Origin of the sequence: Clostridium nigeriense (genome assembly GCF_050585265.1) — a bacterium.
GTDB lineage: Bacteria > Bacillota > Clostridia > Clostridiales > Clostridiaceae > Clostridium > Clostridium nigeriense_B.
Genome location: NZ_JBNOOE010000007.1, coordinates 123,718 through 138,186, shown reverse-complemented (window position 1 = coordinate 138,186; position 14,469 = coordinate 123,718). Strand labels below are relative to the sequence as shown.

At 26.8% G+C, this 14,469-nt stretch carries 13 protein-coding genes; 9 read left to right on the top strand and 4 right to left on the bottom strand.

Annotated elements, in window-relative coordinates; all coding sequences use genetic code 11:
* From hemL to ACQPVP_RS08475, 6 genes are all read left to right on the top strand, one after another.
* Complete coding sequence (gene hemL, locus ACQPVP_RS08500) at positions 1–1,278, top strand: glutamate-1-semialdehyde 2,1-aminomutase (RefSeq protein ID WP_430849041.1); 1,278 nt, start codon at positions 1–3, stop codon at positions 1,276–1,278.
* Positions 1,279–1,291: 13 nt separating this feature from the next.
* A complete protein-coding gene (locus tag ACQPVP_RS08495; protein WP_430849039.1) occupies positions 1,292–2,071 on the top strand; it encodes a sirohydrochlorin cobaltochelatase in 780 nt (259 codons plus the stop codon).
* 128 nt (positions 2,072–2,199) lie between these two features.
* A complete protein-coding gene (locus tag ACQPVP_RS08490) occupies positions 2,200–2,982 on the top strand; it encodes a formate/nitrite transporter family protein (RefSeq protein WP_430849037.1) in 783 nt (260 codons plus the stop codon).
* A gap of 241 nt (positions 2,983–3,223) precedes the next feature.
* On the top strand, positions 3,224–3,919 hold the full coding sequence (locus tag ACQPVP_RS08485; RefSeq protein ID WP_430849035.1) for a response regulator transcription factor: 696 nt from the start codon (positions 3,224–3,226) through the stop codon (positions 3,917–3,919).
* A complete protein-coding gene (locus ACQPVP_RS08480) occupies positions 3,909–4,967 on the top strand; it encodes a sensor histidine kinase (RefSeq protein WP_430849033.1) in 1,059 nt (352 codons plus the stop codon). The genes ACQPVP_RS08485 and ACQPVP_RS08480 overlap by 11 nt, the downstream gene beginning before the upstream one ends.
* Positions 4,967–6,391: a sensor histidine kinase gene (locus tag ACQPVP_RS08475; RefSeq protein WP_430849031.1), complete on the top strand. Its 1,425-nt coding sequence runs from the start codon at positions 4,967–4,969 to the stop codon at positions 6,389–6,391. The genes ACQPVP_RS08480 and ACQPVP_RS08475 overlap by 1 nt, the downstream gene beginning before the upstream one ends.
* A gap of 95 nt (positions 6,392–6,486) precedes the next feature.
* Here ACQPVP_RS08475 and ACQPVP_RS08470 read toward each other — a convergent pair whose 3' ends face one another.
* The gene (locus ACQPVP_RS08470; protein ID WP_430849029.1) at positions 6,487–7,038 is read right to left on the bottom strand and encodes a PadR family transcriptional regulator; all 552 of its coding nucleotides are present in this window, start codon (positions 7,036–7,038) and stop codon (positions 6,487–6,489) included.
* A 163-nt stretch (positions 7,039–7,201) separates the two neighbouring features.
* On the opposite strand from ACQPVP_RS08470, the gene ACQPVP_RS08465 reads away from it, so the two are divergent.
* On the top strand, positions 7,202–9,196 hold the full coding sequence (locus ACQPVP_RS08465; RefSeq protein WP_430849027.1) for an FAD-dependent oxidoreductase: 1,995 nt from the start codon (positions 7,202–7,204) through the stop codon (positions 9,194–9,196).
* An 80-nt stretch (positions 9,197–9,276) separates the two neighbouring features.
* Here the strand turns inward: ACQPVP_RS08465 and ACQPVP_RS08460 are convergent, their stop codons facing one another.
* Positions 9,277–10,302: a branched-chain amino acid aminotransferase gene (locus ACQPVP_RS08460; protein WP_430849025.1), complete on the bottom strand. Its 1,026-nt coding sequence runs from the start codon at positions 10,300–10,302 to the stop codon at positions 9,277–9,279.
* A 245-nt stretch (positions 10,303–10,547) separates the two neighbouring features.
* Between ACQPVP_RS08460 and ACQPVP_RS08455 the strand changes: the two genes are divergently transcribed.
* Complete coding sequence (locus tag ACQPVP_RS08455; RefSeq protein WP_430849023.1) at positions 10,548–10,925, top strand: RidA family protein; 378 nt, start codon at positions 10,548–10,550, stop codon at positions 10,923–10,925.
* A gap of 81 nt (positions 10,926–11,006) precedes the next feature.
* On the opposite strand, the gene ACQPVP_RS08450 is transcribed toward ACQPVP_RS08455, so the two are convergent.
* On the bottom strand, positions 11,007–11,750 hold the full coding sequence (locus tag ACQPVP_RS08450; RefSeq protein WP_430849021.1) for a TIGR03915 family putative DNA repair protein: 744 nt from the start codon (positions 11,748–11,750) through the stop codon (positions 11,007–11,009).
* Between the two features lie 12 nt (positions 11,751–11,762).
* Positions 11,763–13,112: a putative DNA modification/repair radical SAM protein gene (locus tag ACQPVP_RS08445; protein ID WP_430849019.1), complete on the bottom strand. Its 1,350-nt coding sequence runs from the start codon at positions 13,110–13,112 to the stop codon at positions 11,763–11,765.
* A gap of 200 nt (positions 13,113–13,312) precedes the next feature.
* On the opposite strand from ACQPVP_RS08445, the gene ACQPVP_RS08440 reads away from it, so the two are divergent.
* Complete coding sequence (locus ACQPVP_RS08440; RefSeq protein WP_430849017.1) at positions 13,313–14,365, top strand: ABC transporter substrate-binding protein; 1,053 nt, start codon at positions 13,313–13,315, stop codon at positions 14,363–14,365.
* Positions 14,366–14,469 lie beyond the last annotated feature (104 nt).

The following is a 14,469-nucleotide window of genomic DNA, read 5'->3' as shown; positions in this document are numbered from 1 at the left end:
ATGAGGAATGATGTAATATTTCATGAATCAAAAAAATATATGCCAGGTGGAGTTAATTCACCTGTTAGATCTTACAAAAATACAGGAATGACTCCTCCAATTATAAAAAGTGGAAAAGGGGCAATAATAATAGATGAAGAAGGAAAGGAATATATTGATTTTGTATTAGCATGGGGACCAATGATACTAGGGCATTCTGATAGGGATGTAGTAAAGGCTATAAAGGAAGTGTCAGAAAGTGCAATAGCTTTTGGAGCTCCAACTGAATTAGAACTAGCTATGGCAAAGTTTTTATGTAAAAACTCAGAAAATGTTGAAATGATAAGAATGGTTAATTCAGGAACAGAAGCAACTATGAGTGCTATCAAATTAGCTAGAGGCTATACTAAAAAGAATAAAATTATAAAATTTGCAGGATGCTATCATGGACATTTTGATGGATTTTTAGTAGAGGCAGGTTCAGGTGTATTAACTAATGGAATCCCAGGTTCTTTAGGAGTTCCTGAAGATAGTATTAAAAATACACTAATTGCAGTTTATAATGATAAAGATAGCGTGAAATCTTTATTTGATAAGTATGGAAATGATATTGCAGGAGTTATAATAGAGCCTGTAGCTGGAAATATGGGAGTAATAAAGGCTGAAGAAGACTTTATGAATCTATTAAGAGAAGAATGTGATAAATATGGAGCTTTATTAATATTTGATGAGGTTATGAGTGGATTTAGAGTATCCTATGAAGGGGCTCAAAAACTATTTACTGCAAAGCCTGATTTAGTTACATATGCAAAGATTATTGGTGGTGGTCTTCCTTGTGGTGTATATGGTGGTAAAAAAGAAATAATGGAATGTTTATCTCCAGTAGGTGAAGTTTATCAAGCAGGTACTATGTCAGGAAATCCAATAGTAATGGCAGCAGGGCTTGCAACATTAAATAAGCTTAGAAATAATAAAGAAGAGTATTATGAAAAAATAGATAGTCTTGGAAAGTTATTAGAAGATGGGTTATTAGATATAGCTAAAGAAAAGTCTATTCCATTAACTATAAATAGATATGGTGGAATGCTTACTATATTCTTTACAACTTTAAAAGAAGTAAGAAATTATGAAGATGTAAAAACTTGTGATGCAGAAATTTTCAAGAAGTATTTTAAACATATGATTGAAAATGGAATTAATATACCGCCATCTCAATATGAGGCATTATTTTTAAGTGTTGCTCATACAGAAGATCATATTAATAAATTCCTAGAAGTCTTCAGAAATTTTAATATTTAATAGAGGGATGATTATGTCAAAAGCAATTGTTATTGTTTCATTTGGAACATCTAATTTAGATGGATTAAAAGAGATAGAAGACTTTGAAGAAGAAATAAGAAAAAGTTTTAATGATAAGTACTATGTATGTAAGGCCTTTACATCTAGTATAGTATCTAATATTTTATTTAATAAATATGGAAAGATAGTACCTAGGCTAGAAGAGGTACTATTTAATTTAAGTAATGATAAATATAGAGAAGTATATATACAACCACTTCATATTATAGAAGGTATTGAATTTTTATCTATTGAAAAAACTATAAAAGAATACAATTATTCTTTTTCTAAAATAACTTTAGGTGAAGTTATTATGGGAAATGAAGAAAAATCATTGCATGAAGGATGTAAGTTGATTGTAGATGCTATGGATGAGGATTTAAAGAAAACTCAAAACATAGTATTAGTTGGTCATGGTTCAAAAAGTATAGATACTGAAAGTTATAATGAACTAAAAAATACTTTCATTAAAAAAGGGTTTAAAAGTGTATATATGGGAACATTAGAAGGTGAAATTAAGAAAGCTGATATATTAAAAGAACTTATAAAGAATAATATTGAAGAAGTATCAATGGCTTCAATTTTGATGTTGCCTGGAAATCATATTAAAAAAGATATTTTGGGAGACAAAAACTCTTGGAGAACTTTAATGGAAGAAAATAATATAAAAGTAAATCCAGTAAAAAAATCATTACTAGAATATAAAGAGGTTAGAGAGTTTTATATAAGAAAAATCCATGAAAAAATTAAATAATATAAATGAAAAAAACAAAGTTTTAATTGCAAAACTTTGTTTTTCATTATACAATATTTTTTGGCAAAAATTTAAATTACTACGTTAAGTGATTTGAAAAAAATTAATATTATATAGTGGGGTGCAACATGTACAGCAAAGAAATTCATAATTTAGCCCATTCAGCAGAGGTTAAAAGTAATTTATTAAAAAGAAGTAAGGCTAGATACTTAATAAGTGCTGCTTTAGGAAGCTTATTTGTAAGTTTAGGGATTATGCTAATTTATAGTATAGGTGGAATATTACATCACAATGGAGTAGATACTTATAAAATTCTAATGGGAGCATCTTTTGGAGTAGCACTTAGCTTAGTATTAATGGCAGGTGGAGATTTATTTACAAGTAATGCCATGATTATGACTATGGGAGCTTTAGAAAAAACAGTAACTTGGATAGATGCTTTAAAAATTTGGTTTTCAAGTTGGATTGGAAATATACTTGGAGGAATTATTGGAGCAATTCTATTTGTTCAAGCTGGTTTAGCAAGCGGTAAAAGTGATTATATTGGAGAATTTATAGTTAGTAATGCTCTTGCTAAAATAAATACCCCAGCAGATCAGTTAATTATTAAGGGTATATTATGTAATATACTGGTTTGTTTAGCTGTTTGGATGTGCTATAAGCTAAAAGAAGAAACTGCTAAAATATTAATGATTTTCTGGTGCTTATTTACTTTTATAACTGCAGGATTTGAACATAGTGTTGCAAATATGAGTTTTTTAGCTATGGGTTATTTAATAGATCCAGCAACAATTACTTTGAGGGGATATACATATAATATAGTTTTAGTTTCACTAGGAAACTTTATCGGGGGAGTATTATTTTTAGCTTTACCATATTACTTTATTACTAGTGGAAGTAAAGAAAAATAATTTTGAAAATTAATCTATGAGTAATTTATAAATAAATTATAGAGGGAGATAAAAATCATATTTTTATTGCTTAGAGCTTTAGCAATAGAATAATAAGTATGATTTTTATCTCCTATTTTATTTGTAAGGAATTTGTTAGAAATATTATAGATTATTTTTAAATTTATAACTTAATATATAATTTATAGATGTTATAATTTACATATAATAACTTAAAGCAAAGGGAGAAAAAAATAAAAGTATGGGGAAGTATAATGTTTTAGTAGTTGATGATGAAAAAGAAATAACAGATGCAATTGAAATTTATTTGAAAAATGAAAATATAAATGTAATTAAAGCCTATGATGGAATAGAAGCATTAAATATAGTAAATAAAGAAGATATACATCTAGTTATAATGGACTTAATGATGCCTAAAATGGATGGAATGAGGGCAACTATGAATATAAGAGAAGATAAAAATATACCTATTATAATTTTATCAGCAAAATCTCAAGATACAGATAAAATTTTAGGCTTAAATATTGGTGCAGATGATTATATAACTAAGCCTTTTAATCCTTTAGAGCTAATTGCTAGAGTAAAATCTCAATTAAGAAGATATGTAGATTTAGGTAATTATTCAAGAGAAAATGAGGAGGATATTTTATCCTATGGAATAATAAAACTAGATAAAAAGAAAAAATTATTAGAGTTAGATGGAAAAGAAATAAAAATAACTAAAACAGAATATAGGATTTTAGAATTACTCTTAAGAAGTCCTGGTAGAGTATTTTCTGCAAAAGAAATATATGAAAGAGTATGGGAGGAACCATGCTTTAATACAGATACAGTAATGGTACATGTAAGAAGAATTAGAGAAAAGATAGAAGTAGATCCTAAAAAACCAAGATATATAAAAGTTGTATGGGGAGTTGGATATAAGTTTGAAAAATAAAGGAAACAGCTTAAAGTATTTATTTTTTATTTTATTAGATATTTTACTAATACTATTCATTTATATAGTTCCACAATATAAAACCTTAGTATCTATTATTATACTTTTAACATTATTAAATATTTTAATGTTTATAAAGTTATTTAAAAATAATAGTATGAGCTCTTTTATATGGAGTGGTATTGAAAAGTGGATAAAGGATTTTAAAAATGAAGAAAAATCAAGCTACTATATTCAAAGGGAAGTTTTTAATAAAGAAAATATTGAAATACCTATAGATAGAAATTATTTAAATTTAATAGATAAAATTAATTATATATCCTTAGACTTAAAAAAATCTGCAATAAATATTAGAAAAAATGAAAAAGTTAATATGGAGCTTATAAATAATTTAACAAATAAATTAAATAAGCCATTAGAAGATATAGACACTAATATAAATAAATTAAAGCTAGAAGAAGATAATGATGATGCAATAAAAATTTTAAAGATTAAGTCAAATAACTTAAAAAAATTAGTTGAAGAATTATTTGAAGCTTCTAAAACTGCCACAGGAGATATGGAAATAGAGTTAAATGATATTGAAGTAATAGAGTTCTTAAAGCAAGCAACTATAGAAATAGAAGATAAGTTATTAGATAAAAACTTAATAATTAAGAGTAGTTTTCCGAATGAAGGATTATATATATCCTGTAGTGGAGAAATGCTATGGAGAGTATTTGATATTATTTTTGAAAATATAGTAAAACATTCTTTAGAAAATAGTAGAATTTATTTAGATGTAAAGAGAGAAGATGAAAAAATACATATAATCTTAAAAAATACTTCTAAAAAGGAATTAAATATAGATCCAAAGGATTTAGTATATTTAATTAATAGTAATAAAAGTGAAGATGTTTCTGGCCTTGGCTTAGAAATTGCAAAAAATTTAGTTTTATTACAAAAAGGAGATTTTAAAATAAATATAGATGGAGATTTATTTAAAGTTATTATTACCTTTAATATAAAGTTAATAACAGAAGCTTCCCTAGATAAGGTGGTGAATTAATGTTATTAGATAAGGTGTTATTAAAAAATAATATAAGCTGGCTTAAGGATTATGAAGTTAAAAATTTAAGATTAATAAATGAAAAAGTATTATTAGAGACAATAATAGGTAAGATTTTAATTTTGATTAATTATTTTGTTGTAAGAAAATTAGTTAATACAACAGGTAAAGAGTTTTTACCAAATTACAATACTGAAGGACCTAAATATATAGTTTTATTAACTTGGATAGTTTTCTCTATAATAGTAGCTATTTCAGTAATTCAAATAGTTTTAAAATGTAGAGTGTATAATAAAAGTAATATAGAAGAATATGAAAAGAGATTTTATAAAATAAAAGTATTTGATAGATTAATAAAGATAGTAATTAATGTGATTTTTTATATGATTTTTTATCAAATTATTTTTCAAATAACCATGAAAGGAATAGATATAAAAGAAACTATATTAGTTTGGATAATTATATTAAATACAATTATTGCTATATATCTTTATATAAGTCTTGTGAAAAATAATTTAATAATTAAAAATATAAATTTAGTTTTAGATAAAACGATTAAATATTTAGAAGATGGCAATTTTACTAAGGTTATTGAAATATTGAATGTTAATAAAAGTAATTATGCAATTCTTAATGGAGTTGAGTTTAATATAATGAATAGAGCCATTTTTGATTTTATTTTAATATCTAAGGATATCGAAGATAGAGAAGCTATTTCTAATATAAATAAGATGGATTTAATAACTAATGTATCTCATGATTTAAGAACTCCTTTAACATCAGTAATAAATTATGTTGATTTTTTAAGCAAAGATGATATTAAGATAAAGGATAGAAAAGAATATATAAGTATATTAGAAAGAAAAGCAAATGAAATAAGTGTATTATTAAAGGATTTAAAAGAGTCTATAATTGCAAATTCTGAAACAGTTATTTTAGAAATAAAAGAAATAGACTTAATGGAAGTATTGAATCAAGCTTTGCTTGAAGTAAAGGAGAAATTACTAGAAAAAGAATTAAATATTAATAAAAAGATTTATATTAACTCTAAAGAATTTAGTGTAGAAGAGAAAAAAAAGATTATAGTTAGTGGGGACTATAATAAAATATTAAGAATATATCAAAATATAATATCTAATATTATTAAATATGCCTTAAATCCATCGGATGTTTTTATAATAATTGAATATGATGAAAGTAAGGTTAATAAAAAAAGTAAAGTGATATTTATTAATAAGGTAGAAGAAAATATAAATATAGATGCAGAAAGTTTAGTTGAAAGATTTAAAAGGGGAGATGTTTCAAGAAGTACAGAAGGATCGGGACTTGGATTAGACATTGCAAGGGGATTAGCTGAGGCACAAGGTGGAGATTTAAATATAGAAATTAAAGATAATATGTTTATTGTGAATATTTGTATATAATTACTTTAAATTAAAAGTTCACATATGTAATTTTCCCATGACTTGGAGTGGGTGTATGAATAAGCAAAATTTACATATGTGAATTTTTTTATGGCTTAGTTATCTTTAGATATTTTATCTAAGCAATCATTAAGCCAATCAATGTAATTTTTTTCTCGCATTATAGCTCCGTTTAGAACAATATAGTCCCCAAATCCTGGTGATGATACTTTTGAAACGTCTTTGTCTTTTGATAAATTTTCCATAGCACTTTCTAGATAGGATAATCTTTCAGTATGTTTTATAATAGCACTTTGAAATTGAGCATTTAGTGTTTCTTTATCCATTTCATCACAGAAATAAGCTTTTAATCTAAAAATATCTTTAGGGGTAGGCTCTAAAGGATCATCTTTTTTTAGCCAATTTTGAAGGCTAAGTCTACCTTTTTCAGTAATAGAATATAATTTCTTTTCAAGTTTCTCTCCTTGAATAACAACTTCATAAGAAATTAGTCCTTCTTCTGTTAATTTTTTTAACTCAGGATAAATCTGACTATGTTTTGCATACCAAAACTCAATTAATCCTGAATTAAAAGATTTAGTTATATCATAGCCTGTTAATGGACTTCTATTAACAAGACCTAAGATTGCATATTTTAATGTCCTCATATGTACTACCTTTCTTACAACATTTATATTTAATATTTTAGCATGAAAAAATATAAATTAAAAGATTGATATAAATATAAACATGTAAATATTGACATGTTTATATTGTAGTAATATAATGAATTTGTAAATGTTAATTTTTTAACTAATAGGGGGGAGTTTTATGAATAGATACAAAAAATTATTTGAGCCAGTTAAAATAGGAAAATGTGAAATAAAAAATCGTTTTGCTATGGCACCTATGGGTCCGCTAGGATTATCAGATAGTGAGGGTGGATTTAATCAAAGGGGAATTAACTATTATACTGAGAGAGCAAAAGGGGGAACAGGATTAATAATTACTGGTGTAACTTTTGTAGATAATGTTGTTGAAGAACATGGAATGCCTAATTGTCCTTGTCCAACACACAATCCAGTTCAATTTATTAGAACTGCTAGAGAAATGACTGAAAGAATACATGCGTATAATGCAAAGATATTTTTACAAATGTCAGGTGGTTTTGGTAGAGTTACAATACCTACTAACTTAGGAGAATTTCCACCAGTTGCCCCATCACCGATACAACATAGATGGCTTGATAAAATTTGTAGAGAGTTAACAATAGAAGAAATAAAATCTATAGTTAAGAAATTTGGAGATGGTGCGTATAACGCTAAAAGAGCAGGATTTGATGGAGTTCAAATTCATGCTGTTCATGAAGGATACTTAATAGATCAATTTGCCATATCATTATTTAATCAAAGAAGAGATGAATATGGTGGAAGTTTAGAAAATAGACTTCGTTTCGCTCGTGAAATAGTTGAAGAAATTAAAGAAAGATGTGGAGAAGACTTTCCAGTAACTCTTAGATATTCACCAAAGAGTTTTATAAAGGATTTAAGAGATGGAGCTCTTCCAGGAGAAGAATTCACTGAAAAGGGAAGAGATATAGATGAAGGAATAGAAGCAGCTAGACTACTTGTATCTTATGGATATGATTCATTAGATGTAGATGTAGGATCCTATGATTCATGGTGGTGGAGTCATCCTCCAATGTATCAAGAAAAAGGATTATATAGACCTTTTGCTAAATTAATGAAAGATACAGTTAATGTACCAATAATATGTGCAGGAAGAATGGATAATCCAGATATGGCTCTTGAAGCTATTGAAAATGGAACATGTGACATGATAAGCCTTGGAAGACCATTACTTGCAGATCCTGATTATGTAAATAAGTTAAGAGCAAATAGAATCGAATCAATTAGACCATGTATATCTTGCCAAGAAGGATGTATGGGACGTATTCAACATTATTCTATGCTTAATTGTGCAGTAAATCCTCAAGCATGTAGAGAAAAGGATAATGCTTTAAATCCTATATTAAAAAAGAAAAAAGTTTTAATAGTTGGCGGTGGAGTAGCTGGATGTGAAGCGGCTAGGGTATTAGCATTAAGAGGACATATCCCAGTAGTTTATGAAAAGAGTGACAAATTAGGTGGAAATTTAATTCCAGGCGGTGCACCAGATTTTAAAGAGGATGATATTGCGTTAGCTACTTGGTATAGTAATACTTTAAAAAATTTAGATGTTGAAGTAAATTTAAATATAGAAATTACAAAGGAAGATATTCTTAATTCAAATGCAGATGAGGTAATAATTGCAACAGGTTCTACGCCAAAAGTATTTTCTCTTGGTGATGATAGTAAAGTATATACAGCAGCAGACATATTAATTGGAAAAGAAGATTGTGGAGATAATACTGTTATAGTAGGTGGAGGATTAGTTGGTTGCGAACTAGCACTTGATCTTGTAAAGAAGGGAAAGAAAGTTACAATAGTTGAAGCACTTGATAAAATATTAGCAGTAAATGGACCTTTATGTTCAGCAAATAGTGAAATGCTAGAAAGATTAATTCCATTTAATAATATAGATGTAAAAGTAAATTCAAAGGTTAAATCATATAATAATGGAGTTCTTAAAATAGAAAGAGAAAATGGATTAGAAACTATAAAATGTGATTCAGTTATTCTTGCTATAGGATATAAAGAAGAAAATTCATTATACAATGAGTTAGAGTTTGAAGTGTCTAATATCCACCTTTTAGGAGATGCTCGTAAAGTTTCTAATATAATGTATGCGATTTGGGATGCTTATGAAGTAGCAAATCATATTTAGTTATAAAAAATGATGTATCATCAATGTATGATACATCATTTTTTATAATATCTTAAAATTTTAAAAATAATAAATTATAATTAGTTTACTTCAAAAATCCAACCATCTGGTGCTTCAACATCACCAAATTGAATTCCACAAAGTATCCTATAAAGTTCTTTTATAATAGGGCCAACTTCCTTTTCGCTATAAAATACATGAAGTTTATCATTATATTCTATACCACCAATAGGAGTTATAACAGCAGCAGTACCACAAGCACCAGCTTCTTTAAACTCATCTAGATTATCTACATAAACATCTCTTTCATATACAGGCATATTTAAATAATCTCTAGCAATATCCATTAGGGAGTATTTGGTTATACTTGGAAGGATTGATGGTGATTTTGGGGTAACAAATTCATTGTTTTTAGTTATACCAAAGAAATTTGCAGCACCAACTTCTTCAATTTTTGAATGGGTTGCAGGATCTAGATAGATACAATCAGCAAAACCTCTTTCAGCAGCAATTAAATGTGGATGCAATGAAGCTGCATAGTTTCCACCTACTTTTTGTCCACCTGTTCCTTGTGGGGCAGCTCTATCATAATCTGCTATCATAAAGTTACATGGTGATAAACCTTCTTTAAAATATGGACCTACAGGCACTGCAAACACGCAAAATATGTATTCAGGTGCAGGTTTAACACCAATATTATTTCCAACACCTATCATAAAAGGTCTTAAATATAATGTAGCACCAGTGCCATATGGGGGAACATAATGTTCATTAGCTTTTACAACTTGCATACAAGCATCTATAAATTTTTCTTCTGGTAGTTCTGGCATAAGTAATTTCTTAGTGCTATCATTCATTCTTTTAGCATTTCTATTTACTCTAAATAATTGAACTTTACCGTCTTTTCTTCTATAAGCTTTTAATCCTTCAAAGCATTGTTGACCATAATGGAGAGCTGTTGAAGCTTCACTTATAGTTAACATATTATCTTCAGTAAGCTTACCTTCGTCCCATTTTCCATCTTTCCAAACTGATATATATCTGTAATCAGTTTTAATATAGTTAAAACCAAGATTATCCCAATCAATTTTAACATCTTTATTCATAAATACTACCTCCCTCAGAATTTTAATATTATTTTATCACTTATTAATAAAGTATTAAAGTTTTTATTGGAAAAATATTAAACTAATATAAAAAAATAAAATAAATTACTATAAGAAAAATAAATTGATTTATTTTATGTTGAAGTTTTCTTTGAAACAGTGTATAGTTTTATTAGTAAAAAATGGATATGGATATTTTAAATAAAATCCAATAAAAAATACATAAAAGAAAGGGAGTATATTATATGAAAAAAGAAATTATTTCAACTCCTAATGCTCCAGCAGCAATAGGACCTTATTCTCAAGGAATTAAAATAGGAGATATGGTATTTACTTCAGGTCAAATTCCAGTCAATCCAGTAACGGGAGAAATTGCAACAGAAATAAAGGCTGCTACGAGGCAATCTTTAGAAAATGTTAAAGCTATTTTAGAAGAAGCTGGTACTAGTCTAGATAAGGTAGTTAAAGTAGTAGTATTTATTAAGGATATGAATGACTTTGCAAAAGTAAATGAAGTTTATGGAGAGTATTTTACTGAAAATACTCCAGCAAGAAGTTGTGTAGAAGTTGCAAGACTTCCTAAGGATTGTTTAGTAGAAATAGAAGCTATAGCAACACTTTAATTTTAATAGGGGATACAGTACCCTATTAAAATTAAAATGAATAATTATTTATAAATCACTAAAATTTAAAACCATTAAATCTTAGTGATTTTTTAGTTCTGTTAGGTTATTCCAATATCTTTTAGGCATTGATCTTTTTTGAAGTTTTAAATTATTTCTTTCTTTTATTGAGGTAGATTTAAAATAATTTCTCCAAAGGTTCTCAAATTCATCATTATAATTTTTAAAATAATTATATAAATCATTATTCATTTCTATTACCTCCCAAGAAATCTTATTGTAGATAGAAGCAATATTTCTTTTAACATCATGAATAATCCAATATTCATTAATAAATCTACTTTTAAAATGAGGAGATATTAATTCAAGAATATTATTATCAGGTTCTATTTGAGAATATAAAATTTTATTATTTATTAGTGAAAAACGAACAAACCCAATAAATCTATGGGCTTCTAGGGAAACACGTCTTTCTATTAAGTCTAGTTCTCTAACTTCATTTATATATAAGTGCTTGTGTATATTTGTTCCTAATTTAAAGGCTAGTTTTAAATATTTATAGCATAGTAATCCTTTATTTTTATAATTTGATAAATAAAGTTTATATATTTTATTTAGGGCAAGAGGATCAATTTTTAAAACTATAGAATCTTTAACTTTTTTATATTTTTCTATATCTGTTTCTACATATTCAATTATAGTTAACATATCAACATCAAAATCATCATTAATTTCAATAGAAGTTACTTCTTCTTTAGAGTAAAAAGCATTATAAATTGCACTTAAAAAACCTTCAAAGGAGTCTTCATAAATTAATTTTAACATAAATTCACCACCTTATAATTCTCCAGTAATAGAAGTAAATTTATCATTTGGAAGTATAATCTTTTTAGATTCTGGAATAAGAATTTTACTTTTAGAACTAGTATAGATATCATCAAAAAAGGATAATTGTTTAGAGTTTTCATTATCTAATTTAGGTTTATCCATATACAAAAGCCTAGTTCTAATTTTTTCATCATTAAAGGACACATCTCCATAGTATTTTCCTTTGCAAGTAATAAAATATTTAGCTCTTTTTAAAACTACTCCTATCTTTTTTAAATCTTCAAATGAAAGGGAGTGAACTTTTCGAGCCATTAAAATTCTTTGTGCAGAACGAACTCCTACTCCAGGAATCCTAAGAAGTTCATTATAGGAAACTTTATTTACTTCCATAGGAAAACTATTTATATTATTTAGAGCCCAAGAAGTTTTAGGATCAAAATTTAAATCAAAGTTTTCGCTTTCATTTTTTAATAATTCATTAGCTTTGAATCCATAAAACCTTAATAACCAATCTGCCTGATATAATCTATGTTCTCTAACTAAAGGTGGATGAGTTATATCTGGCAGAGCTTTTTCATCTTTAACAACAGGAACATAAGCTGAGTAATAAACTCTTTTTAAATTAAATTTATTATATAGATTTTCTGATAGATTCAAAATCTTATAGTCACTTTCTTTGGTAGCACCTACAATAAGTTGGGTACTTTGTCCCCCAGGAACAAATAAAGGAGTAGATTTTATATTCCTTTTTAAGTCTTTATTTTCTAAAATTGAATTTTTAATAATTCCCATAGGAGCTAATATATTTTCTTTAGTTTTTTGAGGTGCGAGAAGTTTTAAACTAGAAGAGGATGGAAGCTCGATATTTACACTCATTCTATCAACAAATTTTCCAGATTCTTTAATTAAATACTCATCTGCTCCAGGAATAGCTTTTAAGTGAATATATCCATTAAAATTTTCTTCTAATCTTAGCTTTTTAACAACTGAAAGTAAAAGCTCCATTGTATAATTAGGATTTTTAAAAATAGCAGAGCTTAAGAAAAGTCCTTCAATATAGTTTCTTTTGTAAAAATTAATAGTTAAATTTACAACTTCTTCAGGAGTGAAAGCAGCTCTAGGAATATCCTTAGAGGAAGCATTTACACAATATTTGCAGTTATAAATACAGTAATTAGTTAATAAAATTTTTAATAGAGAAATACATCTTCCATCTGCTGCAAAACTATGGCAGATACCACTATTAGAAGCATCCCCCAAACCATTATTAGTATTTTTCCTTTTAGAACCGGAAGAAGAACAAGATACATCATATTTAGCAGCTGCTGAAAGAATAGTTAGTTTTTCTTTTATATTCATAAAATCACCTACTTAAATTAATTAAGATCATTATACCGAACAAATGTTCTTATTTCAATAGAAATATAAATATAAAAATGTATAAAAAAGAAAATACTAAAATATATAAATTATATGGATATATTTTACTTGCAATAAATAGAATACACTTTATAATAATTATTAGAAAATAATTATTATATTTGAAAGGAAGATTATTAATGAAAAAATCTATTAAGATTTCCGCACTAATTTGTAGTTTAGTTTTAACTTTTGGATTATTCGCAGGTTGTCAAAAAAGTAATAAAAAAACTATAAATGTACTAAACTATGGGGAAAACATATCAGATGGAATAATAGAAGAATTTGAAGACAAGTATAATGTAAAAGTGAATTATAAAACTTTTGATGATATGGAAACTATGTATATAGAAGTTTCTTCAGGAAAAACTAATTGGGATGCAGTTTTAGTATCTGATTATATGGCTGATAGAATGATTCAAGAAGGACTACTTCAAAAGATAGATAAGGATAAAATCCCTAATTTAGAAGAAATGAATGAAAGTGATATGGGGCAACCATATGATCCAAATAATGATTATACTGTTCCTTATATGAATGGTACTATTGGTATTATATATAATAAAGACTTAGTATCTGATCCTGTAGATAGCTGGGATATAATGTGGAATGAAAAATACAAGAAGCAAATCTTTGTATTAGATGCTCAAAGAGATGCTATAGGAATGGCATTAAAAAAATTGGGTTATTCTTTAAATACAACTGATGAAAAAGAATTAGAAGAAGCTAAGAATGAATTAATTGAACAAAAGCCATTAGTATTAAAATATGGTGCTGATGAAGTTAAGGATTTAATGACTTCAGGTGAAGTAGCTATTGCTATGATATGGTCTGGAGAGGGTTTAACTTTATCAGATGAAAATGAAAATTTAGAATATGTAATTCCAAAAGAAGGGGCTAATTATTGGTTAGACTCTTGGGCTATTCCAACTAATGCAAATGATAAGGAAACTGCAGAAGAGTTTATAAACTTTGTAAGCAGTAAAGATAATGCTTACAAAATTGCAGAAGAAATAGGATATACAACTCCAAATAAATTAGCTATGGAAGAGCAGCCAGAGGAAGTAAGAAATAATGAAGGAGCATATATGCCACAAAATATTATGGAAAAATGTGAAGTTTATAAATACTTACCTCAAGAAAAGCTTAAGTTATATGAAAGTGTTTGGGATTCAGTAAAGGCAGCAAATTAATTAAAATTTTATTAAAAAATATTAATATTAAATTAAGTCAATAGAATAAAGTGAGGATTAATAGTATAATATTAATAACATCTATTAAACATATAGGAGTTGAT